This is a genomic window from Alteromonas sp. G4i35 (assembly GCF_054960375.1).
In genome coordinates, this window is the sequence record NZ_JBHNZD010000009.1 from 97,674 (window position 1) to 120,284 (window position 22,611).

The window sequence follows — 22,611 nt, forward strand, 5'->3', positions numbered from 1 at the left end:
GGATGTGACGTTGGGGCAGGGTTTTGAAGATGTTTTTGCGCAATACGGGGCAATGCTGAGCCGTGTAGCCAACAGCTATGAAGCAAACGAAGCGATGCAGCAAGAATTATTGCAAGAAATTGCTATTGCCGTCTGGCAGGGGCTGTCTCGCTTTAAGGGCGATAGCAGCGTGAAAACCTATATTTTGAAGATAGCTCATAACCGCGCAGTTACTCACGTAGCAAATCAAGTGAAGCGTCTCGATACCCATCAATATGACCACGATGATTTGGGCTCTGACGGGTTCGCGAGTACTACCCATTCACCAGAGGAAATGTCTAGTCAACACCAGTCATTAGAACGCCTACTTCGCGCGGTACGGGCACTTCCATTGCAGTCAAGACAAGTGCTAACGCTTTCTCTTGAAGGCTTAAGTTACGATGAAATTGCAGACGTCTGTGGTCTGACTAAAAATCATGTTGGTGTGATTTTAAAGCGCGCCAAGCAAAGTATCATGCAGGAGCAACCGCATGCATAATTCAGATAATGAGCATAAAAAAACATCGAAAAATCTGATGGAAGAGCAAGCAGACGATGGTTTGTCTGCACTTTGGCAGGCTCAGCCAGTAACGACTATCAATATAGAGGAAGTAAAAGCCAATCTTAGCAGTGAGCGAACTAAGCAGCGCTGGTATATGGTGATTGACGCTTTAATGCTTGTCCCCGGTGTTTATGTATTTATGAAGTATTGGGACAATATGACTTATGTTTCACACATGATAATTGTATTTATGCTCATAACAACATCTCCTTTCCTAATTTATCAGCTTTGGCTAAGACGCGTGGCTGCGTTTTATAAAAATACGCAAACTGCTGACCACCTCGCGCGGCTGACTAAGCAGATAAAAAATAACGTCAAGATCGCCTGGATGACTAAACATTCAACGTGGCTTGGGATGATCTTTGGAGCCGTTATTGCCTTAGAACGCTACTTTTTCGGAGAGCTTACCCCAGAGAAAGTTATGAAGATGGCTATAGTTATGACGTCCATGAGCGTTGTGATGCTAGTGTGGTATGTGTGGGCGAGCAAAAGACAAAAGCGTTTTGAGCGCCAACTCGAAACGCTTGAGAAGATGGCACAGCAGCGTTAAGGGCGCATGAGTGCAAAAGTACGATGTTTTGACTTTGAGCGCTTAATTGTTATTACTTGTGCTCGGAGTGCTCACCTTATCTTTCAGATCTTGCTCTGCGCTTTCATTGGACTCGTCAGATTCACTGTCGTCTTCATCACTATCTCTGCGGGTTCTGTTATCACCCAAGAAAAACTCATAATAAAGGTCTAACGCGAACTCAGATTGGTCTTCCAGTGTGGTTTGAATGGCTTCTAAATATAAACTAGGTAGAAGCTGATATTTTACCGCCAAGTCAGGCGGTAGTTGTCTGCGTCGTAGCGTGCTATTAGCGTCGTTGTTACTTAGACCAACGTCCACATTGTATTCCACAGATAATCGCTCGTTAATCTGCCCTCTTACCGACAGTAAATCTTCGTTAGTGCTTAAACTAAAATCATCAATACCTAGCGCGCTTCCCACTTGCCCTGTCAGGGTTTTGGTGTTGGATAAACCAAAACCTACCAGCAGCGCAGCGTAGTTAGGATCTTGTGTGCCCGAGTTCGGTCCAGAACCTGTGAGTAGATATGACAATACGCCCTGTTGATCCATCGCAGGCTCAGAGAACAGGTTAATACTTGGCGAGTCAGCCGCGCCATCAATTCGGATACCTGCAATTACGTCGTCATCGGTTTTAGCCGGGTCGCGGATGGCTTCGACCAGCAACAAAGGTTGGTCAATTGGGCCGTTAAATTGTACTTCACCGGTTTGAATAATTAACTGTTGTCCGTAAGCGTTGTATCGACCATTTAAAATTTGAAGGTCACCATAGCCCACAAGTGCAGGTTGAGTGTTTACGCGAATGCCACCATACAAACTTGCAGTAAGGCCAAACGCTTCGAGTTTTACTTCTTCGGTTTTGTTTTTGTCGATGTTGACCAATACCGAAGCGTGGACGATATCTAGCGGTTCCTCTCTATCCGGTTCGCCACGCAGGTGCACGTCTTTTGATGGGGAAACAGCACTCTCAGGTAGCGACTCTATTTCAATTCTCGCCCAAGGAATATTTACCTCGCCACTCACGTCCACTTTTTCTTTTGTGGCGGCGATATCGATATTCGGTGATACCTTGAGTCGAATGTTTGGCTGACGAATTTCGAAACCGTTTCCTTTTAAATTAAATGTCGCACTGGGGTTGGATGACCAGTCTAACTCGCCTTTTAACGCCCCTTTTCCTCCGCCTAGTAAGAAGGTGCCGTCTAGAGCAGCGGTTTGACCATTAAGCGATACTTTTTGATTCCAATCGGCCAGTGTCACAGGTGTATCTTGTATATCGATAGCGCCATTTGAAACTGTCAATTCACCGTTAAGCGTAGGGTCGTCAATGTAACCACTTAACGATACGTTCCCGTTTAACTTTCCTGTAAGGGTTCTGATAGCAGGGGAAAGGGGTTTGAATGGTGCAACATTAAGCCCTTGCATCTCTAGTTTACCATCAAGTGGTATACGCGATTCGAAAGGACGGGTATTCAAGGTTAGTGTTGCATCCCCGACATCTTGGCTTGAGATCACAGATGTTGATGCTAACTGCCCCTGCTTTATCTCTCCTTTAGTTTCTATGGAGTTAATAGTGAGCGTTAGCGGGCGCGTTTCACCAAGTTGCCATGGCGCAGAACTCATAGACGCAGTAAATGTGGCATCGATTGGGTCGTTAGCTGAGTAGCTGCCTTTGGTTTTTACGGTAAGTGTTGCCTGTGAGGGACTTGAAACAACAGTAGGCGCTAACTCGTTCGCCCACAACCCGATGGGCAGCGCCGTCGCGCTGATATCCCAACTGGCTTTGTTTTGTTGATAATTCACGTTTGAAATACACAGCTCACCTTCTTTTCGAGAGGTCCAACAGTGCTGACCTATTTTAGCCGTTATAGGTGTGGTGCCTATATCTACACTGAACGGGCTTGATAACGTCCACTGCATATTAGCGAGCTTCAATGCGGTATCACTAATTTCCCCCACCCAGTGATTGTTAGTCCATGCACCTTTTAAAGACAGCCCAATATTATTGTTGGGCACAGCTAGGTCAATATCTGCGGTGTGGTCGCGATAGGTACCGTTAACTTTGATTTCGCCGTTCAATGGTCCTTGCTGCGCGGCAGAGGCATTTAAATTGGGTGACACAGCGATATTAGATAGGGCGAGTGTGCCGTTAGCAGTTGGATTTTGCCAAGGACCGGCGGCTGTGATATTGCCACTTACCGCACCTGTCACTTCTGGGTATAGGCTTGAAATAGCGTTAACGTTTATCGCAATATTTGCATTTAAATGCCGCTTATTCAGTACTTGAGCAATGGCGCGTATCGTGTTTCGCTCTTGCTCGTGTTCTTGAATGATATTGACGTTAGTAACGAATAAGTCGCTGGGGCCAGCATAAACCGCATTCCCCTTCACCTGAAGCGGTTTGCCTTGAAGTACACCCGAGACAGTCATATCTCTTAGGCTCATGTGTAATCCGCCGCGCTCAGAGTATTGCAATATACTGTCTATTTCTCCGCTAATTTTTTCAGGCGCATAAGTGCTGAATTGCCGCCCTGATACATTCTTAAGCGTTGTCTTACCTTCCCACGCGATACTTTCATTTAGATAAAGGGTACCAGTGTTGGTTAAGCTCCCATCCAAAGCGTTTATATTGGCTTCATTAACAAAAATATTGTTCTTTTTCAGCACCACATCAAGTGATACTGGTACATTGCCAATGTCAGGCAATGTAGCTGCGCCTGCTCCTTTAAGTACGTAATCACCCATGGTGCCGGAAAGCGTTAACTGTCCTTCTTTGAGCGTAGTGTTTTCCAGTGTCGGTATGGCTTGTTCTTGCCAGTTCGCAGTGAATTCTATGGGAAGGTTACTGTCTAGAATGTTGGCCATTAGGTTAGCGTTTGCGGTTACCGCGCCTCTGGCAACAACTGACAGCGTTAAGTCGTCCAACGCACCCGCGGCCGCTACACTCAGTTCTTGTGGTGTGTCAACAAGCTTCGTTTTCGCGTTAATAGCCACATTTAATGGGAAGTTTCCGTCAAGTGTTGCGCTCGCTTTTCCTTTCACCTCACCTTGTTCATGTACAACGGTCATTTCTTCAATAGCGACATCGCTGCCCTTAAAGTGAGCCTCTAACAGCGAGATGAGTGAAATGTGCTGTTTGCTCTCCCCTTGAATTATGTGTAGATCTTCTACTAAAAAAGTACCAAGAGACAAAGGAATAGGGGTAGCTATATTTGGTAGTTCGGGGACGTCGTAGTTTAGTGAGTATGACGTAGGCAAAGCGCTATCAGCACTTGGAGCCTGTTCTTTTTTGGGAGCAGGCTGCTCACTATTAGTTTCCGATGCATTGGTCATGGCTGCCGGTGAAGAGCTGGCAGCTTCATCTTGGTTTAGCAGAGCAATGCGAACACCTTTCGCGGCGATGCTGTCAAGTATGAGGTCGCTATTTCCTTCAAAATCGGTTAGCTCTAGTTCATCAATTTCTACTGTTGTCGTAAGTAGAGCAAGTTTGATATTCGCTAGCGCTAAATACCCAACATCAATAGGCAGGGGTAATTCAATCTGGCCACCTGCAGGTGCATCATCGGAAGAGTCAGGCGCGTTTGATCGCTGTGTAAGCGTAGCGTTTTCCAGCGTGACTTCATTGACACATACTCTAGGCTCAAACAAACAACGCCAGGTAATATCAATGTAGGCATATTGTGCAGACACCTTCCATTGCGGGTTTTCCCACTCCACATTATGCACTTCTAGTGTGTCAGCAAACCCACCGTCAATGGCATCGATGGAGAGGTTTTCAACAAACGTGTTGGCCAGTAACTTAACGGTAGGGCCGCCTAAGGGACTTATCAAAACGGCATACAACGCGACCAGTATAAGAACCGGTGAAAGTAAAATAGCCGAAAGCGTACGTTTTCTCATAGCTCAGGCCCCAACAAAATATGTAACTGCCATGTATTCTCGTCTGGCGCAAAGCCTCTTGCCACGTAAAGTCTGACTGGACCTATTGGTGAAAGCCAATGTACACCAGGCCCAACGCTATATGTCAGCGTTGTGCTGGTGTCGTTTGTTGCTGTACCTGCATCGACAAACGCTGCCACTCTCCAATTATCTGCCACTTGATAGGCATACTCTACACTCGATGTAGCAAGGTACTTCCCTCCAATAGAGTCAACAATGAGTTCTCCTGTTTCTGGATCAATGACTTCAGCTGTCGGAGAAATTTCGCGATAGTCGAAGCCGCGAACACTTTTATCGCCCCCTGCATAAAAACGCAACGACGTTGGCACCTCATCAAAACTATTGGTTTTAATAACCCCAGCTTCACCGCGTATGGTTATTCTGTGCACATTGTTAAAGGTACGGATAAGTGTGGCTTCAACCACGGCTTTGGCAAAATCGATATCAGAACCATAACCTTCTCTGCCTATTTGAGTGAGCATTTGAAGGTAGGTACCATTATTAATGTTGAGCTCACTGTCTTTATCGCGATAGGTTAACGAATACCCGGGTAATACTAGGGACGTGGTGTTTGTAATCAATTCCCCTTGATCATAAGTTTCACGTAGATAGGTCACCGAGCCATCGTGTTGCCATGGTGAATTGTCATGTTGCCAGTAACGGTGTGCAGACAAAGATAAGGTTTCACTCTCAAAGGAAGTGTTGCTGTACTCTATAAATTGGTAACCCGCCTCTATACTCGCGTAATCCCGCGTTATGTTTCTCATAGGTATACGGTAGTCGGCAGTCACTGATTGTTCTGGCGCTGAAATGAAAATATCAGATGAAACAGAGTGCCCTTTACTATTCACCCAAGGACGCTCCCATCCTAAGCGAACCCGTGGGCCCGTGTCAGTGGCTGCGCCAACAGAAACGTTAAATGCGTCTGTGGGTCTGTGAAGTAAAGATACCTCAACCGGTACCAGCAAACCATCAGCCTCACTTACAACCGGGCGAGCAATAACGCGGGTAAAATACCCAGATTGATTAAGGCTTCTGTTGAAATCGGCAAGTGTTGCTGAAGAGTACGCATCGCCTGTTTTAAACGGCTTTAGCCGCTCAATGATGGCTTTCGCCTTGTCATCGCCAATAAATTTTAGCTCTCCAAATTGGTACTGGGGCCCGCTTTGCGCAATCAAAAGCACGTTTGCTTGTTTTTCATCACGTACTAGGTCGAGACGCGTCGCCTGCCAAAAATAATCAAAATAGCCATTAGATAAGGCGTAGTTAAACATGGACGACTTAAACGACTCGTAAATGGTTTGGTTTAACACGTCGCCTTCTTTAAGCTTTAGTGAATTAAAACGTTCTCTGAAAGCCTTATCTTCACGTCCTGCACCTATTATTTCGCGAGTAACCTTATTTATGGTAAGCGGCGCATTCAAAGCAACATTCACTGTAACCTTGTCGCCCTCTTCAATACTTACCTTGGTCTCGCTGTTGTAATAACCATAAGGTTGAACCGCTGTCGCTACCGTTTCACCCACTTCATCTTGCCAGTAAGGGTCAGTAAGCAACGATTTTTCCACGTCAAGACTGTTTAAATGCAGGCGGATATTATTACGCAGTTTGTCGTCTTCTACGCCCTGAATGTTATAGGAAATAGGGTCTTGGGCATGTGAAAAAGTAAAGAGAGCACACGCTAGCGTGCACAATGTACCGCCCACCAAAACTCGGACTGCTTTGGTGATTCTGAACATAAATTGTCGGAAAAGATGGTCTTGCAAACTGGCAAGCCCGCTCCAAATCGAAGGCATGAAAAGGCTAAGTCCTTAAGGTAACGCTGGGCTGTGAAGCTTACCGCTTGATGGTAAAATCCATATTATGTTTGTGGTTAATGATACCACATTTGCAATTTGTATCCGCAAACTACGACGAGAGATCAAATAATTGCGCTGACATCGGTAAATAATACCAATCCGCATAGATAATTGCCCACTCAGAAGGCGCTTTGCTAGGAAGCTTGCCAGACCTTCCCGAAGGGCGAGTTTAAAATGTCCGTACTCTTTGTTGTGTCACCTTGATGTAGACCACTATACCTGCGGTAACACGCCGCGATTACGAACATTTTAACTCTCGCTGAGTGGGTAATGATCTATGCGGATTGGTATAGAATGCATTCAACGTATTATCCTAACTAGAATGCCCTTCTTCAGAACATATCTGGCACATCCACTCACTTAACATAGAGCCTAGTATTGCTTTGTTTTTGTACATATGGGCATGAGTGAGTATACTCTGTGTAACTTAACTTCGAGTTTTTTGCCTAAGCTAAGTTCCACTAACAATAAAAAACAACAAGGGAATGTTATGTCTTCTAATAAGGCTCTCTTACCTACGACACTAGTTACTTTGCTACTGTTGGTTTGCTCTTTCTCCACACTGGGCGCAGATCAAACTAAGGCAGAACCCGAGTACGAAAAATTCAGTTCTTTGCCAACTTATTGGACTCCGTCGCTGTCACCCGATGGCTCAAAAATCGCTTTTGTTCAAAACGTTGAGCAAGAAGAAGCGTTTGCCATGCTTGCCACTTACGACTTAAAAAAGGGTGAAAAGCACTACCTACTGCGATCGGACAATGAACGCGTAAAAATTAACTGGTACAACTGGGTGAACAATGAACGGCTGGTGGTTAGCGCTCGTTACGAAACCCGACGTGGGACCACGAAAGTTCACGACACACGGTTGTTAAGCATTAAGTTTGACGGTGAAGGCGGTGCATTCAACTTGGTTGAATGGGAGAGAATAAAGCGTCGAGCAGGTAACCCGAACCACATTCCTCAATTTCACGATGACGTTATCGACTGGCTGCCTGACGACCCAGAACATATTCTAATTGCCTTAGACGCTGAGGTGTTGGGGCTGCCGTCGGTTTACAAAATCAATGTTAATGATGGTGGCGTAAGTCGCATTATTCGCGGGAAAAAACGCATTAGAGATTGGATGACGGACCAACAAAATAACGTTCGTATAGGTGTTTCGCTTGATTACGATACAGGGGAGCGAGAAGTCTTTCTAAAAGAAGGAGACGATTGGCGCACCTTATTTGCTTACAACGCTATGTCTGACAAGGGTGAATACCCAGTTGGCTTTGCAAAAGACCCAAATATTCTTTATTTCAAAGGTTATAAAGGAGACTTCCGTGCATTGTACACCTTGAACCTTACTACTAATGAGCGAACAGAGGTGTATGCTGATGAAGGGTACGATGTTAATGGTAGCCTTATCTATTCACCGGTTACCCGAGATGCAATAGGAGTACGCCATGACGGTCGACATTATTGGGATGAACGTTACGTTGCTCTTCAAAATGGTATCGATGCTGGTCTTCCTGATTACGACAATACCTTAGTGAGCTTTAGCGACGACGAACAAACATATATTGTTTATTCAGAGTCTGACACCTTACCAGGAGTTTATTTGCTGGGTGACCGTAAAGAAGGCACGTTAGTGATGCTTTTTGAGCAATATGCTCAAATAGACCCGGCAAAATTATCTGAGCATACGTTAATTGAATATGAAGCCAGAGACGGCATCAAAATCGAAGCGTATTTGACTTTACCAAAAGGCGAAGGCCCGTTTCCTACCATTATTCATCCCCACGGTGGCCCTGGAGCAAGAGATTTCAGTGGTTTCGACTATTGGACAGCATATTTTACGTCGAAAGGTTATGCAGTACTAAGGCCTAACTTTAGAGGTTCTAGAGGGTATGGGTACAGCTTTGCGCAAAGCCAAATGAAAGGCTGGGGCTTGGCTATGCAAGATGATATCACCGATGCGGCAAACTGGATGGTAGAGCAGGGGCACGCTGAGAAAGACAACATGTGTATTGTGGGCGCTAGCTATGGCGGTTACGCCGCCCTGATGGCAACTGTCAAAACCCCGGATCTGTTTAAGTGTGCGGTGAGCTTTGCTGGCGTAAGTTCACTTAAACACGTCATTATTCATTCTCGCCGTTTCCTGAACAACGAATTTGTGAAAAACCAAATTGGGGATGATTATGATGACCTTGAAGCGCGCTCGCCTTACTACAATGCGAAAGGGATAAAGACGCCAATTTTGCTGGTACATGGAGAGGAAGATAGAGTTGTCCCTCCACTTCATAGTCGCTACATGGCTGACGAGTTAGATGATTACGACAAGGTCTACAAATATGTAGAGCTTGAAAGTGGCGACCACAATTTGTCTATTCAGCGAAATCGTCATATTTTCTTTAAGGAAATGGATGCATTTTTAGACCAACACCTTAGGCCAGCGAGTAAAGCGAGTGCTGCAACGGCAAACGTTTCAGCTTCCGAGTAACACCCGTTAAATGCACCAGTATTTACGACAAGATTTTGCTTGGCTGGCGGCTTTTTAACCAAGTTTCAGGTATACTCAACAAGGCGCGTTAATTTCGCGCCTTTTTAATTTCCCCCACTTTATTTCATATTCGAGACTTTATGCCCCAGACTTCTAATGGCGTATCTGAGGATACTGCAGTTGTGCAAAAGCCAGCGCTTGGCCTTGTTGAATTTGTTGCGCTAATGGCTACGATGACATCCCTTGTCGCGTTGAGCATTGACGCTATGCTGCCTGCGTTGATTCAAATTGGCGAGTCACTACAGGTCGCCGAGGCGCATCAAACCCACTTAATCGTTACCGTGTTCTTTTTAGGCATGGCACTGGGTCAAATGTTCTTTGGGCCTTTTTCCGATAGCCGCGGTCGTCGCCTAACTATATTAGTGGGCCTGTGTATTTTCGCCTTAGGTACATTTGTTTGCATGATGGCCACCAATTTGGAGACCATGCTGGTAGGTCGCGTTATTCAAGCATTTGGGGTGTCTGGGCCACGAATAGCCTCTATGGCAATTATTCGCGACCTTTACGTTGGCGATGCGATGGCAAAAGTCATGTCGTTTATCATGATGGTGTTTATATTAGTGCCTATGTTGGCGCCTATTATTGGGCAAACGGTGATGGAGTTGACCTCATGGTTCCATATTTTCACTATGTTTCTCATTGTGGCTACCATGGCCGGCATTTGGTTTTTTTCTCGTCAAGGGGAAACCCTGCCAAGAGCAAGGCGTAAAAAGTTTTCATGGGCGCAGTTTTTCGCATCTTCAAAGTTCATTCTCACTAACCCAGCAGTGATGGGTTACACCTTTGCCATGGGCTGTATTTTTGGGGCATTCTTGGCGTATTTAAGTGCTTCGCAAACCATATTTACTGTGTTTTACAACGTAGGTGAATGGTTTCCCTACATCTTTGCAACGCTTGCTTTTTCAATTGGTCTCGCCTCTTACTTTAACGGCAAAATGGTAATGCGTTTTGGGATGCGCAAGCTTTGTCGTTTTGCACTTAAAGGAGTTAACGGGTTTGCTGTTGTGTATTTAGCGTTGCTGTTGGCGTACGACGGCTTGCCGCCTTTAATTCCTACGGTTACGGTTATGTTTGTAGGCTTTTTCTTTGTGGGCATACTGTTTGGTAACTTAAACGCCATGGCGATGCAGCCGCTTGGCGATATGGCAGGTTTAGGCGCGGCCATAATTGGCTCATTTTCTAGCCTTTTCTCGGTGCCTGTTGCACTGTTCGTCGACAGTTTCTTAAATGGAAATTTAATGCCTATCGGCTGGGGATTTCTCGTCTTTTTTGCTTTGTCTTACGTATCCGTACGCTATGCTGAGCGCGTTCGTGAAGGTTCTATTTAGAAGGTGTATCGGCGTGTCGCAGAGGTCAGTTGCGTAAGAAAGATACTTATTAGCAGGCTTACGGACATAAAAAAGCCCGACCAAAATGGTCGGGCAAGAGGGCTTAGTTAAGCACCTAACGACAGAAACTGTCCTAACCTATGATGGCCTTCATGTCAGTCATGTAGCCACGTAAGGTCTTACCTACCGATTCCACACCGTGTGAGCGGATGGCTTCGTTAATTTCAACAAGGCGTTTGTTCTCTACCTGATTAGAAGTAGCGGCTAAACCCTTACCGATAACGCTGGTATCAATGGTAGGCATAAATTTCTCACGCAAAATTGGAATTGCTGCGTTAGCAAACAAATAGTTTCCGTATTCTGCTGTGTCTGAAATAACCACGTTCATTTCATACAAACGCTTACGTGCGATTGTGTTAGAAATAAGCGGTGTTTCATGCAGTGATTCATAGTACGCAGACTCAGGTAAAATACCGGCTTCAACCATTACGTCGAACGCAACTTCAACACCACACTTGATCATGGCAACCAGTAAGATGCCGTGGTCAAAGAATTCTTGTTCACTGATTTCACCTTCATAAGCCGGTGCGTTTTCAAACGCGGTTTCACCGGTTTCTTCACGCCACTTAAGCAGGTTCGCATCGCCATTGGCCCAATCTTCCATCATGGTGCGAGAGAACTCACCGCTGATGATGTCGTCTTGGTGCTTTTCAAATAGCGGACGAAGTAAATCAGTTAACTGCTCAGAAAGCTCAAACGCTTTCACTTTCGCAGGGTTTGAAAGACGGTCCATCATGTTAGTCACACCGCCAATCTTAAGTGCTTCAGTAATAGCTTCTAGGCCGTACTGAATAAGTGCACCTGCGTATCCTGGCTCGATACCGTCATCAACCATTTTTTCAAACGCAAGTACCGCTGCAACTTGTTGCATACCACACAAAATGGTCTGCTCGCCCATGAGGTCAGATTTAACTTCAGCCACAAATGATGACTCAAGTACACCTGCGCGGTCACCGCCCGTTGCACTTGCAAGTGCTTTGGCTTGATCCCAACCTTTACCTTCAGGGTCGTTTTCTGGGTGTACAGCAATCAGAGTTGGTACACCGAAGCCACGCTTATATTCTTCACGTACTTCAGAACCCGGGCTTTTCGGCGCACACATGATTACTGTGATATCGCTACGAATTTGCTGCCCTTCTTCAACGATATTGAAACCGTGAGAGTAACCTAGCGTTGCACCTTCTTTCATAAGCGGCATAACGGCTTCGACTACGCTAGCGTGCTGCTTATCAGGTGTTAAGTTATATACTACGTCTGCTTCTGGAATGAGCTGTTGGTAAGTACCAACGGTAAATCCGTTACTGGTTGCGCGCTTATATGAGTCGCGTTGCTCATCAATGGCTGCTTGACGCAGCGCATAAGAAACATCTAACCCTGAGTCACGCATATTCAAGCCTTGGTTAAGGCCCTGCGCGCCGCAGCCTACAATGACAATTTTCTTGCCTTTTAAGAACTGACAACCGTCAGCGAATTCATCGCGTGCCATGAAACGGCAGCGGCCAAGCTGATCTAACTGCTGGCGAAGTGACAGGGTGTTGAAATAATTAGCCATAAAAATTTCCGAACAACATTCATTTTTGTCAATATCAAACACCGACCTTGGTGTTGACAGACCTCGTCTATGACGACTTGATATTGAGACTAAAAGATTTCTTTTGTTTTGGAAAATGATATATTTGCAAGATAATATTGCATAAAGTGAAATGTTTATGGATTTTCGCAGTCTACAGCTGTTCAATCACCTAGCCACCAGCCTACATTTTGGCATTACCGCCGAGGCCATGTATGTGTCGCCTTCTACGTTAAGCCGGGTTATTCAACGCCTTGAGGACGAGCTAGGCTGCACGTTGTTTAAACGTGATAACCGCAAAGTGGCGCTAACCCACAGTGGGCACAAGCTGCTGTCTTTTTCAAAGCAAGCGCTGAAAGATTGGCAGCAGCTAAAGGTCGACTTAAAAGAAGATAACGACGCATTGCAGGGCGAGCTCAGCGTATTTTGCTCGGTTACCGCTAGTCAAAGCCACTTACCCGCTATGCTTAGACAGTTCAGGCAACAGCACCCGGGTGTTGATATACGCCTAATTACCGGCGATCCTGCCCTTGCGATAGAAAAAGTGAAAGGCAAACAGTGCGACTTATCTATTGCTATCTACACCCCTGATATGCCGACAGATTTACATTTCACCGCGCTTGATAATGTACCTTTGGTACTTATTGCTCCAAGAGAGTGGCGACTTACTCAACTAAGCCAGTTGGACTGGACCAAGCATCAGGTGATTATGCCCGAAACTGGCCCAACCCGTCGTACTGCCTATCACTGGTTTGCTGAACACGGTATTCGTCCAAATGTGTATGCTTATGTCGGCGGTAACGAGGCCATCGTGAGCATGGTGGCACTTGAATGTGGCGTGGGATTTGTGCCTAAAGTGGTACTTGATCACTCCAGTATGGCCAATGCTGTAACCCAAATACCTGTTGAAGATATTGAGCCTTATGCTTTAGGTTTATGCTGCTTGCAGGACAAGCAAAACGAGCCGCTTATAAACGCCTTTATGCAGCTTAATTTGCAAACTCGTGGGTAAGTTTAAGGCATAGCTGGTGCTTAGCTAGTGCTCAACTGTTTAATAAGGTTATCGAGGGCGCGATAGCCCAATGCTTCTGCAATGTGCGCCCGCGATACGGCGTGCTCATCTTCAAGATCTGCAATGGTTCTTGCCACTTTTAACGTGCGATGAAACACCCGCATAGACAAATTAAGCTGTTTAGCAGCGGCTTGTAGAAACTGCAAATCAGCGTCATCTAGCAGACATATATCGGCAAGCTCACCTGCGTGCAGCGCACCATTTGGCTTACCTTGCCGTAGCCCTTGTTTGTGACGCGCTGCAATGACTCGCTCTCGCGTTGCGTGTAACGAGTCGTCAGGTCTATTGGCACGCTCTGGCAGGTCGTAGTCAGGTAGCCGAGGCACTTCGACTTGTATATCAATTCTATCAAGCAGTGGGCCCGATAACCGGTTCAAGTAGTTGAGCTGTTGCTGCGGGGTTAGTCGGTTATCATCAATATCACCCGTCGGGCTTGGGTTCATTGCCGCTACTAATTGAAAGTTGGCGGGGTATGTGGCGCTTCCTGAAGCACGAGACAAATGCACGTCGCCAGTTTCAAGTGGTTCGCGCAATACATCCAGTGCCTTTCGCCCAAATTCAGGGAGTTCGTCTAGAAACAAAATACCATTATGAGCCAGCGATATTTCACCCGGTACAGGGTTTGAGCCACCGCCAGTAAGCGCCACCGCAGAGCTAGTATGATGGGGCGAGCGGAGGTGGCGAGTTAGAAAACGCTCTGCATGCAGTTTTTCGCCTTTCACAGAGTGAATGGCAGCCACTTCCAACGCTTCTTCCTCGCTCATATCGGGTAATAGCGATAGCATTCGGCTGGCGAGCAGGCTTTTACCTGTGCCAGGAGGCCCCACCATAAGTAAATTATGCGAACCACTTGCCGCAATAATCAGGGCTCGTTTGGCTTGCTCTTGACCGATAATATCGTCCCAACCAGTTGAAGCGCTGCGTGATGAATGAGAAGTGAAAGGCTGGCCTTTAGCAAGTTTTTTGTTGCCGGTAAGGTGTTCATAAACAGACAATAAATCGAAAGCGGGATAGCGCGTTGCGTGAGAAACCAATGCGGCCTCTACGTCATTATCCCCCGGGTATACAAGCGCAATGTCTTCGTTTGCGGCTGCCATTACCACAGGAATTAGCCCATTTACCGGCTTTATTTCACCGTTTAATGCAAGCTCACCCACAAAGGCAATGTTCAGAAGACTAATGTCTGAGATGTAGCCCGACGCAGCTAAAATACCGACGGCGATGGGAAGGTCGAACCGCCCGCCAAACTTGGGAATATCTGCCGGCGCTAAATTAACCGTTATTCGTTTTGCGGGAAACTCAAAGCCACTGTTTATCAGGGCGCTGCGTACCCGCTCTCGTGCTTCTTTAACGCTGGTTTCTGCCATACCGACCAGTTGAAAAGCAGGTAAACCATTAGCTAGGTGAATCTCTACACTTACCTCTGGTGCTGACACGCCCTGCCCTGCAAAGGTTTTAACCACAGCCATTCCCATAATCTAAACATCCTCCTCTCCCTGAATATCCATCGTTCGTGGTTTTGAAGTGCAAACGTCACGGCGTGGCCATAAAACGTATGCCAACGCCGTCGGTGTAAACTCTAGAGAAAGTGGAGAGAAGATGTAACTGTACTAACGATGGGATCTACTGAGAGTGCATAAAACGCTTGGCATGTAATGACCCTGCTCAGCAAACTTAGGCTAGTGCTAGTGGTGGTCGTTGTAGAAAACAGGCAGCTGCCAATGCCAGCGCATGGCGCCAAGCCTAAACAGTACGGTTGTGACAAGGGCCGCAATACCACACCACTGTGTGGCGAGTTCCATTTGCATGCCTATTCCATAAACCACGCCCCCTGCAATACAGGTCATTGCATACAGTTCGCCGTTGAGTACCAGCGGTACCTCTCGGCAAATAACGTCCCGTAACAGACCGCCAAACACGCCGGTAATGGTGCCCATGGCAACCGCCACGGCCATGCCTGTGTCGTTGGCTAAGGCTTTCTCTATGCCAACTACGTTAAAAAGCGCGAGCCCGAAAGCATCGGCGATCAATAAATAGTGAAAAGGAAAGCGTGGGCTAATACGCAGCCAGATAATGGGTATAAAGGCGGCTATCAGTGTGGTGTATAAATAATCGGTATCGGCAATCCAGAAGACCGGGACATCTAACATGACATCACGTAGTGTTCCGCCGCCAATGGCGGTTGCGCTGGCAAGCACGACCACGCCAAATCCATCCATACGCTTTTGATAGGCCATCAGGGTGCCGGAAATTGCGCACACTGCAACCCCCGCTAAGTTTAACCAATGAAACCAATCAAACATCTTCTTGTACCCTTTTACTACCCTTAAAAACTCGCCATTCCTACCGCAAAATACTTGATCAGGCCTTATGTTTCATGCTATTTCTTTGCCCAATATCGAAACGTACTGTTGAGATTACGGTTCGTGATATTGAGTGATGAGGTAAAGCCATAACCTCTAACGAACAACATTTCATAATTACAATGCCAATGGACATAGGTATTGTATGTCAAATATATCATATAAAACAAAGCGCTACTGATGTGTTAGCAGTTAGGCTTTGTTGCTCCTCGCTTTGAACGACCTTAGATGATGTGTTACATCATCAGTATGACATGCAATTTTGAGTAAAACAGCGCGTATTGGAAGTTGAGCCAAAGCATTACTGGTTTACCACTGTTTTTTAGTTTCACAAAAAGGTCTAGCGCCTAAACCTAGAACCTTAAATTAACGGGAAGGATTTATGCCCAAGTTACGTTCAGCAACTACCACCCAAGGTAGAAATATGGCGGGAGCTCGCGCGTTATGGCGAGCAACTGGAATGAAAGACTCTGATTTCGGCAAGCCTATTATTGCTATTGCGAACTCATTTACGCAGTTCGTACCTGGGCATGTTCACCTAAAAGATCTCGGCCAATTAGTGGCACGCAGCGTTGAAGAAGCGGGTGGTGTGGCGAAAGAATTCAACACTATCGCAGTGGATGACGGTATCGCCATGGGGCACAGCGGTATGCTGTATAGCTTACCATCTCGAGAAATTATTGCTGATGCAGTGGAATACATGGTGAACGCACATTGCGCCGATGCCATCGTTTGTATTTCTAACTGCGACAAGATTACCCCGGGAATGCTAATGGCGTCTATGCGCTTGAACGTACCGGTCATTTTTGTGTCTGGGGGCCCAATGGAAGCGGGTAAAACCAAGCTTTCAGACCAGCTTATTAAACTAGACTTGGTTGACGCCATGGTAGCGGCTGCTGACGACAAAGTTAGCGATGCTGATACCGACGAAATTGAGCGCTCAGCCTGCCCTACCTGCGGCTCATGTTCAGGGATGTTCACCGCGAACTCCATGAACTGTCTAACCGAAGCGTTAGGTTTATCCTTGCCGGGCAACGGCTCTATGCTGGCTACCCACGCCGACCGTGAAGGTTTATTTAAACAAGCGGGCAAACAAATTGTTGAGCTGTGCGAGCGTTACTACGGCGACGATGATGACAGTGTATTACCACGTAATATCGCTAACTTTAAGGCTTTTGAGAATGCCATGAGCTTGGATATTGCCATGGGTGGGTCGACCAATACCATTTTGCATCTGTTAGCAGCGGCAATGGAAGGCGAAGTGCCGTTTACTATGGCAGACATCGACAGATTGTCTCGCAAAGTGCCTCACCTATGCAAAGTGGCACCTTCAACACCCAAATACCACATGGAAGACGTACACCGAGCGGGTGGCGTTTTGGGTATTTTGAACGAGCTAAATAAGGCTGGCTTGCTGAACACCGATGTTAATCATGTTTTAGGAAAACCGCTTACCGACGTTATCAGCGAGTGGGACATCACTAACCCTGAAAACGAAGACGCTATTACCTTTTATCGCGCGGGTCCTGCGGGTATTCGCACGACAAAAGCATTTAGCCAAGATTGTCGCTGGGACGAAGCCGATGACGACCGCGAAAACGGCTGCATTCGCTCTATCGACCATGCGTTCAGTCAAGAAGGTGGCCTAGCCGTGCTTTACGGTAATGTGGCTGAAGATGGCTGTATTGTAAAAACGGCTGGCGTAGATGAGTCTATTCTTAAATTCAACGGAACTGCGAGAATCTACGAAAGCCAAGATGATGCGGTAGCAGGTATCTTGGGCGATGAAGTAAAAGCCGGTGATGTGGTCTTCATTCGCTACGAAGGTCCCCGCGGCGGCCCGGGTATGCAAGAAATGCTGTACCCAACGTCTTACTTGAAATCTAAAGGGTTAGGCAAGCACTGCGCTTTGGTAACAGACGGACGCTTTAGTGGCGGTACCAGTGGGTTGTCTATAGGTCACTGCTCACCTGAAGCCGCCAGTGGTGGTGGCATTGGCCTAGTGGAAGATGGCGATAAAATTGAAATAGATATACCCAATAGAAGTATCAATATTGCTATTAGCGATGAAGAACTAGCAGAACGCCGCGCGAAAATGGAAGCCAGTGATAAGCCTTGGAAGCCGAAAGATCGCGTTCGTGAAGTCTCCACATCACTTAAAACCTTTGCGGCGTTAGCAACCAGTGCCGATAAAGGTGCAGTGCGTGATGTGACTAAGCTGGAAAATCTATAATGGCAGCCGAACACGTTAGCGATCATGAATATTTGAAGAAGATCTTACTTGCCCCTGTTTACGATGTAGCAGTGGCAAGTGAACTTTCCTATATGTCTTTGCTTTCAGCCGAGCTTGGCAATGAAATTTTTCTGAAACGCGAAGATCAGCAGCCGGTAAAAAGCTTTAAGCTGCGCGGTGCCTATAACCGTATTTGCTCACTAAGCGACGAGCAATTGCAAGCTGGCGTAATTGGCGCCTCGGCGGGTAATCATGCGCAAGGCTTAGCGTACAGTGCAAAAATGAAAGGTATTCAGGCGACTATTGTCATGCCTGAAACCACGCCTGATATCAAGGTAGACGCAGTACGACGCTTCGGCGGTGAAAACGTGAATGTGGTATTGCATGGCACCAGCTTTGATCAAGCAAGTAGCCATGCAAAAGCATTATGTGAGACCCACGGTTATACCTTTGTTCCGCCCTTTGACGACCCCGATGTCATTGCTGGGCAAGGTACAGTCGCGCGAGAGTTGCTAGAGCAAAACCCACACCTCGATATCTTATTTATTGCTGTGGGTGGCGGTGGTTTAGCCGCTGGTATTGCGGTTTACTTAAAGCAACTAAAACCAAGCATAAAAATCGTTGCGGTAGAGTCGGAAGAATCGGCCTGTTTCATTAAAGCAAAGGCGCAAGGCGCGCCTACCGAGCTTGAAAGCGTCGGCATTTTTGCTGATGGCGTTGCTGTTAAAGTGATGGGGCAGGAAACTTTCCGTCTGTGTAATCGTTTAATTGATGAAACCATTACGGTTACTAATGATGAAATATGCGGAGCAATTAAGGATATCTTTGATGATACCCGTGTTATTGCAGAGCCTGCGGGCGCATTGTCGGTGGCGGCAATTCGCAAGTACGCTAAGCAACACGACCTCAAAGGTAAGAAGTTAGGCGGCATTCTGTGTGGCGCAAACATCAACTTTCATACCCTTCGCTATGTGTCTGAACGCTGTGAATTAGGTGAGCAGAAAGAAGCGGTCTTTGCGGTTAAAATTCCTGAAAACAAAGGTGCGTTTAAACAGTTTTGCGAGTGCGTTGGGGCAAAAGCAATCACCGAATTTAACTATCGCTATGCCAGTGAGAGCGAAGCACATATTTTCGTGGGCGTTAAGCTTAAAGGCGGGCAGCAAGAGTTTGCTGCACTGCAAAGCGACCTTGAAAGCAAAGGGTATGACTGCGTTAACTTAACCGATAATGAGTTAGCGAAGCTCCATGTTCGTCACATGGTTGGTGGCCGTCCGCCAACTATTCTCAACGAGCAAGTCTTCAGCTTTGAATTTCCTGAGCGTCCGGGTGCGCTACTGAACTTCTTAAATACGTTAGGTGAACAGTGGAATATTACCCTATTTCACTATCGCAACCATGGCGCAGCAGAAGGTTTGGTATTGGCAGGTTTTGATATCGCACCAGAAAGTAGAGATGACTTTAACCAGCATGTTGCTGAGTTAGGCTATAAGGTTGAAGAAGTAACAGACAACCCCGCCTATCGTTTTTTCCTGTCGCAACCAGCGAAGGTCTAAATAGCGAAACAGGCGAAACGAGCCTATCTCCCGTTTTCGCTTTGTATTGCTTCGCGTTAAGCGCAGGTTTACCGGGGAGCGATACGAAGCGGCTCTATCTAGCGTCTATCTTTCAATGAAGTATGGGGATTTTCAATGCCTGCCAAGATAGATTGACGCACAATAAAAAGCCCATGCAGTAGCATGGGCTTTCTCTTTTTACCTAAGCTCCGTAGTGCTGGCAAATTCAGCCAGCTAGCGTCGCCTTAATTCGAAGCGTTTAGTGTAACGTTCTCCAAATGCTGCATCATTTCTGGCCAAATCAGGGCCATAACGTCAGCACGTAAGGCTTCACACTCTTCTGAGTACTTCAAGCTGCCATCTTTTTCAGAGTCCAGCCAGTGGTTTTCTTTCAATGCACTGATAAAGCTAGACAACACATTCTTATCGTAAAACTCTGGTGAGCTTAGCCCGTAGAGAGCAGATAAGCGTTCAGCCACTTGCTTACTTTCGCGCTCAAGCGCACTTCGGCTAATCACTTTTTCTTTATCAAGAATGGTCAATACCACCGCGTAACGCTGAAGCGTTTCCTGCATGCATCGGCTTAACAGCCATGCTGAGTGGAATTGTTTGCAGTGTGCATCTGGCGGCAACAGTTCATCGCCCTCCTGACGCAACAATCCTTTGTTTAGTAGCGCTGTTATAAGCGCATCAGTATGCGCAAGCGCTTCATCTTGGGTAAGGTGCAAGAACAGCTCTTTTTGCAGCAACGGATAAAGCGCCGCAATAAGCTGAAAAATACTGTTCTTCGTGGTGCCTTTCTTCGCGAAGATAGATGCCATAATAAGACCTGGGATCGCGAATAAATGCAAAATGTTGTTGCGATAATAAGTAAGGTATACCGCTGATTTTGGTTGAGGACTGATCAAACGCCCATAATCGTCTTCTTTTACGTCAAAGCGGCCTAATTTCAGCGTATCGCGCAGTAGCTCTTCCGCTGATGAATCTGGAATGGTGGCATCATCGCTGAACGGTACCGCTTTAAACAAGTCCATGAAGTCGCCCATTGCTTGTTTTAACTCTGCTTCACTCATGGTCTGTCGTTTAGAAGACAGTAAGCATAACGACGCTAACGCCATACCATTTAATGCCGCTGCGCGATTAATTCGCGTCATGACATTATTGGCCAGTTCGTTAACCGCAGGTGTCAGCCACGCTGGTTTTTTCTCTGGCTCGGCATCGCGACAATCTCGCCAGTTAGGCACATGATTTTCAAGAAACTGGTTAAGCGCAATGGGTTCGCCAAAATTCACGTATCCGTGACCATAATTCTTGAGTTTACGAATAGCCGAGAACACCTGAAGGTTAGATTCCTTTTTTTTCTTAGAGCCTTTGAGTTCGTTCAAATAGCTCTTCACTTCCATCACGTTTTCATAGCCGATATAAACAGGCACGATACTAACTGGACGGTTAACGCCTTTGAGCATGGCTTGAATGGTCATGGCTAGCATGCCCGTTTTCGGTGGGATCAAACGGCCGGTTCGGCTGCGGCCACCTTCGGGATAGTATTTTACCGAATAGCCTTTGTTAAACAGCAGCTCTAGATATTCTCTGAAAACAGCTGTGTAGAGCTTGTTGCCTGCAAAACTGCGGCGTAAGAAAAAAGCACCGCCACGACGGAACATTTTTCCAACCGGCCAAAAGTTCAGATTGATACCTGCAGCGATATGTGGCGTAACCATACCCTCGTGATAAATCACGTAAGTCAATAATAGGTAATCCATGTGACTACGGTGGCACGGTACGTAGATGATTTCATGACCATTAGCCGCCAATTCACGAATGCGATCGGCATGACCTACACTAATACCGTTATAAATTTTGTTCCATATACGGGTAAGTAGCCTGTCGCCAAAACGAATTAGCCCTTCGCGGTAGTCTGCCGCGATTTCTGTGATGTAGGTTTGGGCAGTCTCTTTCGCTTTTTCATGAGACACCTTCTTGCTTCGTGATTCCTCAGCAATAGCGCGACGCACTGCATCAGAGCCCAACACACTATTATTGAGTTCTTGGCGCTCTAACAGCGTAGGGCCAGTCATGCTTTGGCGCTTTCTTTGAAAGTGAGTGCTTGCTACGCGCACAAGCTTATGTGCAATACTTTGGTCACTACCATGTTGATTGGACATCGCGCGTGCAGAAACGGCTTTAGAGTAGTTAATAAAGTTGTCGCGGCCCAAAAACAGCACAATGAACAACTTACGAAGCCAACTTGGCGCCGCTTTATCAGCAATGAGATCGCTTAAGCCTGGCTTACCACGACCCGGGGCACGGCCCCACGTCACATAGACAGGAACAACTTGTAAATCTAGGTTTTCATGGTCTCTATGCAAATGAAAGAGGTCAGTAAAAACGTCTTCAATTCCCGTATCTTTAGCCGACGAACGGAAAAGAGGCTGGGTTTTGCGTAAAAATAAGGTCGACGAATACTCTCGCCCCGCTAATGTGAGGGTTTCTGTAGGACTAGGTAAACCTAGCGCTTTAGTCGACATTCTCAGTGCAAGTTGGTCTGTCACTGAGTTGGTGGGGAGTAGATAAACGATAGGTTTACTTTTATCTATTCCTAATTCGGTTTCAACGTTAACTGGAATGCTGTGGGCTTTAACCAGTAACTTAACAGGATAATGAAATACCGACAGAAGGGCTTTTCGCATCCACGACATGAATTATGTAATCCTATGAAATAAAAACGGGTGAAGTGTAACACAAACGCGTCACAATCTCGCGACAAGCCAATTTCATCGCTTCTCATGCTGTAATGACTATCCATAACATGGGAAGTTCAAAAGCGCCCTTCTCCTTTTCTTGTGAGTCACAGCCATTTCTATAATGGGTTCGAATACAGAGAACGTAACATTAGCTGTATTTAATTGCGGTACAGCCGGACTGTTACTACTTTTATAAGGGCAAA

Annotated in this window: 13 protein-coding genes; 7 read left to right on the forward strand and 6 right to left on the reverse strand. The window is 46.4% G+C overall.

What is annotated here, in order from left to right; all coding sequences use genetic code 11:
- Positions 1-10: 10 nt before the first annotated feature.
- Together ACFI6L_RS07390 and ACFI6L_RS07395 are read left to right on the forward strand one after the other, a co-directional pair.
- Entirely contained in the window at positions 11-517 is a 507-nt protein-coding gene (locus tag ACFI6L_RS07390; protein ID WP_462573705.1) for an RNA polymerase sigma factor, read from the forward strand.
- Positions 510-1,130: a hypothetical protein gene (locus ACFI6L_RS07395; protein WP_462573693.1), complete on the forward strand. Its 621-nt coding sequence runs from the start codon at positions 510-512 to the stop codon at positions 1,128-1,130. The genes ACFI6L_RS07390 and ACFI6L_RS07395 overlap by 8 nt, the downstream gene beginning before the upstream one ends.
- 42 nt (positions 1,131-1,172) lie before the next feature.
- Here ACFI6L_RS07395 and ACFI6L_RS07400 read toward each other — a convergent pair whose 3' ends face one another.
- Positions 1,173-5,045, reverse strand: a complete 3,873-nt coding sequence (locus tag ACFI6L_RS07400) for a translocation/assembly module TamB domain-containing protein (RefSeq protein WP_462573694.1) — start codon at positions 5,043-5,045, stop codon at positions 1,173-1,175.
- On the reverse strand, positions 5,042-6,880 hold the full coding sequence (locus tag ACFI6L_RS07405; RefSeq protein ID WP_462573695.1) for an autotransporter assembly complex protein TamA: 1,839 nt from the start codon (positions 6,878-6,880) through the stop codon (positions 5,042-5,044). The genes ACFI6L_RS07400 and ACFI6L_RS07405 overlap by 4 nt, the downstream gene beginning before the upstream one ends.
- Before the next feature lie 553 nt (positions 6,881-7,433).
- On the opposite strand from ACFI6L_RS07405, the gene ACFI6L_RS07410 reads away from it, so the two are divergent.
- Both ACFI6L_RS07410 and ACFI6L_RS07415 read left to right on the forward strand, forming a co-directional pair.
- Positions 7,434-9,425: an alpha/beta hydrolase family protein gene (locus ACFI6L_RS07410; protein ID WP_101566441.1), complete on the forward strand. Its 1,992-nt coding sequence runs from the start codon at positions 7,434-7,436 to the stop codon at positions 9,423-9,425.
- A 140-nt stretch (positions 9,426-9,565) separates the two neighbouring features.
- Positions 9,566-10,813 (forward strand): multidrug effflux MFS transporter, encoded by a 1,248-nt coding sequence (locus tag ACFI6L_RS07415; RefSeq protein ID WP_187289704.1) that lies wholly within the window; start codon positions 9,566-9,568, stop codon positions 10,811-10,813.
- A 133-nt stretch (positions 10,814-10,946) separates the two neighbouring features.
- Here ACFI6L_RS07415 and ilvC read toward each other — a convergent pair whose 3' ends face one another.
- Positions 10,947-12,425 (reverse strand): ketol-acid reductoisomerase, encoded by a 1,479-nt coding sequence (ilvC, locus tag ACFI6L_RS07420; RefSeq protein ID WP_014951396.1) that lies wholly within the window; start codon positions 12,423-12,425, stop codon positions 10,947-10,949.
- A 157-nt stretch (positions 12,426-12,582) separates the two neighbouring features.
- Between ilvC and ilvY the strand changes: the two genes are divergently transcribed.
- Positions 12,583-13,455: an HTH-type transcriptional activator IlvY gene (gene ilvY, locus ACFI6L_RS07425; RefSeq protein ID WP_014977812.1), complete on the forward strand. Its 873-nt coding sequence runs from the start codon at positions 12,583-12,585 to the stop codon at positions 13,453-13,455.
- A 20-nt stretch (positions 13,456-13,475) separates the two neighbouring features.
- Here ilvY and ACFI6L_RS07430 read toward each other — a convergent pair whose 3' ends face one another.
- Positions 13,476-14,990: a YifB family Mg chelatase-like AAA ATPase gene (locus ACFI6L_RS07430; protein WP_462573696.1), complete on the reverse strand. Its 1,515-nt coding sequence runs from the start codon at positions 14,988-14,990 to the stop codon at positions 13,476-13,478.
- Positions 14,991-15,200: 210 nt separating this feature from the next.
- On the reverse strand, positions 15,201-15,818 hold the full coding sequence (locus ACFI6L_RS07435) for a trimeric intracellular cation channel family protein (RefSeq protein ID WP_014951393.1): 618 nt from the start codon (positions 15,816-15,818) through the stop codon (positions 15,201-15,203).
- Between the two features lie 442 nt (positions 15,819-16,260).
- On the opposite strand from ACFI6L_RS07435, the gene ilvD reads away from it, so the two are divergent.
- Together ilvD and ilvA are read left to right on the forward strand one after the other, a co-directional pair.
- The gene (gene ilvD, locus ACFI6L_RS07440; RefSeq protein WP_462573697.1) at positions 16,261-18,111 is read left to right on the forward strand and encodes a dihydroxy-acid dehydratase; all 1,851 of its coding nucleotides are present in this window, start codon (positions 16,261-16,263) and stop codon (positions 18,109-18,111) included.
- Positions 18,111-19,664: a threonine ammonia-lyase, biosynthetic gene (gene ilvA / locus ACFI6L_RS07445; protein WP_014977809.1), complete on the forward strand. Its 1,554-nt coding sequence runs from the start codon at positions 18,111-18,113 to the stop codon at positions 19,662-19,664. Before ilvD ends, ilvA begins: the two co-directional genes overlap by 1 nt.
- Positions 19,665-19,909: 245 nt before the next feature.
- Here ilvA and plsB read toward each other — a convergent pair whose 3' ends face one another.
- Positions 19,910-22,363 carry a glycerol-3-phosphate 1-O-acyltransferase PlsB gene (gene plsB / locus ACFI6L_RS07450; RefSeq protein WP_014951390.1) on the reverse strand — a complete coding sequence of 818 codons (2,454 nt, stop codon included), beginning with the start codon at positions 22,361-22,363 and terminating at the stop codon, positions 19,910-19,912.
- Positions 22,364-22,611: the final 248 nt, after the last annotated feature.

Excerpts from the sequence above, each read along its gene's own strand:
- ACFI6L_RS07395 (WP_462573693.1), top strand. The coding sequence starts at position 510 with ATGCATAATTCAGATAATGAGCATAAAAAAACATCGAAAAATCTGATG.
- ACFI6L_RS07400 (WP_462573694.1), bottom strand. The coding sequence starts at position 5,045 with ATGAGAAAACGTACGCTTTCGGCTATTTTACTTTCACCGGTTCTTATA.
- ACFI6L_RS07405 (WP_462573695.1), bottom strand. The coding sequence starts at position 6,880 with ATGCCTTCGATTTGGAGCGGGCTTGCCAGTTTGCAAGACCATCTTTTC.
- ACFI6L_RS07410 (WP_101566441.1), top strand. The coding sequence starts at position 7,434 with ATGTCTTCTAATAAGGCTCTCTTACCTACGACACTAGTTACTTTGCTA.
- ACFI6L_RS07415 (WP_187289704.1), top strand. The coding sequence starts at position 9,566 with ATGCCCCAGACTTCTAATGGCGTATCTGAGGATACTGCAGTTGTGCAA.
- ilvC (WP_014951396.1), bottom strand. The coding sequence starts at position 12,425 with ATGGCTAATTATTTCAACACCCTGTCACTTCGCCAGCAGTTAGATCAG.
- ilvY (WP_014977812.1), top strand. The coding sequence starts at position 12,583 with ATGGATTTTCGCAGTCTACAGCTGTTCAATCACCTAGCCACCAGCCTA.
- ACFI6L_RS07430 (WP_462573696.1), bottom strand. The coding sequence starts at position 14,990 with ATGGGAATGGCTGTGGTTAAAACCTTTGCAGGGCAGGGCGTGTCAGCA.
- ACFI6L_RS07435 (WP_014951393.1), bottom strand. The coding sequence starts at position 15,818 with ATGTTTGATTGGTTTCATTGGTTAAACTTAGCGGGGGTTGCAGTGTGC.
- ilvD (WP_462573697.1), top strand. The coding sequence starts at position 16,261 with ATGCCCAAGTTACGTTCAGCAACTACCACCCAAGGTAGAAATATGGCG.
- ilvA (WP_014977809.1), top strand. The coding sequence starts at position 18,111 with ATGGCAGCCGAACACGTTAGCGATCATGAATATTTGAAGAAGATCTTA.
- plsB (WP_014951390.1), bottom strand. The coding sequence starts at position 22,363 with ATGTCGTGGATGCGAAAAGCCCTTCTGTCGGTATTTCATTATCCTGTT.